Raw genomic sequence first — 3010 nt, forward strand, 5'->3', positions numbered from 1 at the left:
GGACGGCGCATTGACCATCCGTATCACCGCGGCCGGCGAGAACACGTTCCTCGATGACATCGATCGCCTGCTCGACAAGGCGGTGAATGCGCGATCGCGCTATGTGAAACTGAGCGACCGGATCGCGAGCTATTATGCGCCGATGGTGCATGCGACTGCCGCACTGACATTTGTCGGCTGGATGCTGGCCGGACAATCGCTTCATGCCTCGATCGTCACCGCCATCACGGTCTTGATCATTACCTGCCCCTGCGCGCTGGCGCTTGCCATTCCCGCGGTGCAGGTGGTTGCGGCAAGTGCGCTGTTCCGCGCCGGCGTGTTCCTGAATGCGGGCGATGCGATCGAGCGTCTCGCCGAAGCCGATATCGCGGTGTTCGACAAAACCGGCACCCTCACCCTGCCCGAACCCAACGTGATCAACGTGGCCGAGATCGACCCGCAGGTCTTCGCTCTGGCCGGACGGCTTGCCCGATCAAGCCGTCATCCCCTCTCCGCTGCGATCGCCCGTCAACAGCCCGACTGCGAACCGCTCGACGGCGTGACCGAGGAATTTGGCCGCGGCGTTCGCGCATTGGTCGACGGCATCGAAGCGCGGCTCGGCAGTCCCGCATTCTGCGAGGTCGAAGTCCCGTACGCCCTCATCGCCAGCCATCCGGGCGCGTCGCTGATCGCCTTCCGGCATGGCGCGCGCGAAGCGGTCTTCGTGATCCATCAGGCCTTGCGGCCGGATGCTGTCGAAACCGTCTGCGGTCTGATGCAGCTCGGCATTCCCGTTCATATTCTGTCCGGCGATCGTGAACCCGCGGTCCGGCCCATTGCCGAAGCTCTCGGCATTGCCGACTGGCACGCGGCCATGACGCCCGCTGACAAGGTCGCACTCATCGAATCCTGGAAAGCGGAAGGTCAAAAGGTGCTGATGGTCGGCGACGGGCTCAACGACGCGCCGTCCCTCGCCGCGGCCGATGTCTCGATCTCCCCGATCACCGCAACCGACATCTCGCAGGCACAGGCTGACGCCGTATTCCTCGGCACGAGCCTGAGCCCCGTACTTGCGACGGTCCGCGCCGCTCGCCGCGCCCGGGCGATCATGCGGCAGAATTTGACCTTGGCGATCGTTTACAACGCCGTGGCGATCCCGGTCGCGATCGCAGGACTGGTTACGCCCTTGATCGCCGCCGTTGCCATGTCCGGCTCCTCGATCCTCGTGACCATGAATGCGCTGCGGGCGCGCTTGCCGCGCAAGGCAACGCCCCGTGAAACGGTGTCGCTCACGCCTGCGGTGCGACCGACATGAACGTGCTCGTCTATCTGGTGCCGATGGCGCTCGGCCTTGGACTTGCCGGGCTGTTCGCGTTTCTGTGGTCGCTGCGGACGGGCCAATACGAGGACCTCGAAGGCGCGGCCCTGCGTGTGTTGGATGACGACGATTTGCCTCATGGTGAACGCAAGGTTGCTGAGCCGCCCGCCCGTTGACTTGCGTCAACGCTCTAATAATCCCCTTGAGTCAAAAGAACAGTGAGCAGGGAGATCGTCATGCTGAAAGACCTCATCGTGAATCTGACGCCGGCCCGGTCGCAGGACCCCGCCGCGGATTATGCAGTATCTCTTGCCGCAACGTTCGGCGCCCACCTGACCGCAGCCGCCTTCGCGCTCGAACCGGCGATCCCCGCGAGCGTGATGGGCGGCGTCGCCGGCGATGTCATCGACCGCGCTATCGCGGAATCCCAGCAGCAGGCCAATGAAGCGGTGGCCCGGTTCGAGGCCGTGGCCAAGAAGCAGGGCATATTATCCGAGCATCAGATCGCCACCATGCTGCTGGCGGACGCTGCGAACCGGTTCGGTCAGCTTGCCCGCCGGTTCGACTTGTCCGTGGTGCTCCAGCCGCAGCCCGACAGCGACGATGCCAACGACCTGTTCGTCGAATCCGCGCTGTTCGGATCGGGGCGGCCGGTTGTGATCGTGCCCTATATCCAGAAAGATCCGGTCAAGCTCGACCGCGTCATCTGCTGTTGGGACGGCAGCGCCACGGCGGCTCGTGCGATCGGAGATGCGGCACCATTCCTCGCCAAGGCGAAGGCCATCGAACTCCTGATCGCCACCAACGGCAAGGAAAACGCCGCGGAGGAAATCGGCGCCGACATGGCCAAGCACCTCGCGCGTCACAATCTCAATGTCACGTTGCAGCGGATCAGCGCGGCGGACATCGAGGTGGGCAACGCCATCCTGTCCTACGCAGCCGACCGCGCCGCCGACTTTCTGGTCATGGGCGGATACGGGCACTCGCGCTGGCGGGAGTTTCTCCTCGGCGGCGCCACGCGCGATATCCTGTCGAGCATGACGCTGCCGACATTGATGTCGCACTAGTCTCGCAAAGAATCGCAAGGCGACCCGAGAACGTCACGCCTCCGCCCGGCGCGTTCCGGAGAAATAAATTCTTGCCGGCTGCACAGCGCAGCCGGCAATCATCTGCGGCATGTCATGGCCCTTGTGCTTTCGCCCGCTTCCAACCAATTTGCGGGCGAGGAGAATGGCATGTCTGCAAAGCGCAAACTTCATCTCGGCGCCTTCATGCGTCCGGTCAGTCTTCATACCGGCGCGTGGCGCTATCCGGGCGCCTATCCCGACGCCAATTTCAACTTTGCGCATCTGAAGCGGTTTGCGCAGACGCTCGAGCGCGCCAAGTTCGACGCCTTCTTCATGGCCGATCATCTGGCGGTGCTGAACATGCCGCTGGAGAGCCTCAAGCGAAGTCATACGGTGACTTCGTTCGATCCGTTGACGCTCCTGCCTGCGCTCGCTGCGGTGACGGACAGGATCGGTCTGGTCGCGACCGCCTCCACCACCTTCGATCAGCCCTATCACATCGCCCGGAAATTCGCCTCGCTCGATCATATCAGCGGCGGTCGCGCGGGATGGAATGTCGTGACCACCTCGAATCCGGATGCGGCGCTGAATTTCGGCATGACCGATCACATGGCGCATGACGAGCGCTACCGGCGGGCGCGCGAAT

General features: G+C 63.8%; 4 protein-coding genes. All 4 read left to right on the forward strand.

Annotated elements, in window-relative coordinates; translation table 11 throughout:
* On the forward strand, positions 1-1294 hold a 1294-nt coding region (locus VN004_RS19710; protein WP_325613773.1), incomplete at its 5' end, for a heavy metal translocating P-type ATPase.
* On the forward strand, positions 1291-1473 hold the full coding sequence (gene ccoS, locus VN004_RS19715) for a cbb3-type cytochrome oxidase assembly protein CcoS (protein ID WP_325613776.1): 183 nt from the start codon (positions 1291-1293) through the stop codon (positions 1471-1473). The genes VN004_RS19710 and ccoS, both read left to right, overlap by 4 nt.
* A 60-nt stretch (positions 1474-1533) precedes the next feature.
* Positions 1534-2364 (forward strand): universal stress protein, encoded by an 831-nt coding sequence (locus tag VN004_RS19720; RefSeq protein WP_325613780.1) that lies wholly within the window; start codon positions 1534-1536, stop codon positions 2362-2364.
* A gap of 168 nt (positions 2365-2532) precedes the next feature.
* Positions 2533-3010: LLM class flavin-dependent oxidoreductase (locus tag VN004_RS19725; RefSeq protein WP_325613783.1), on the forward strand; the 478-nt coding region annotated here is incomplete at its 3' end.

Source organism: Pseudorhodoplanes sp. (assembly GCF_035565855.1).
In the GTDB taxonomy this organism is placed as follows: Bacteria; Pseudomonadota; Alphaproteobacteria; order Rhizobiales; family Xanthobacteraceae; genus Pseudorhodoplanes.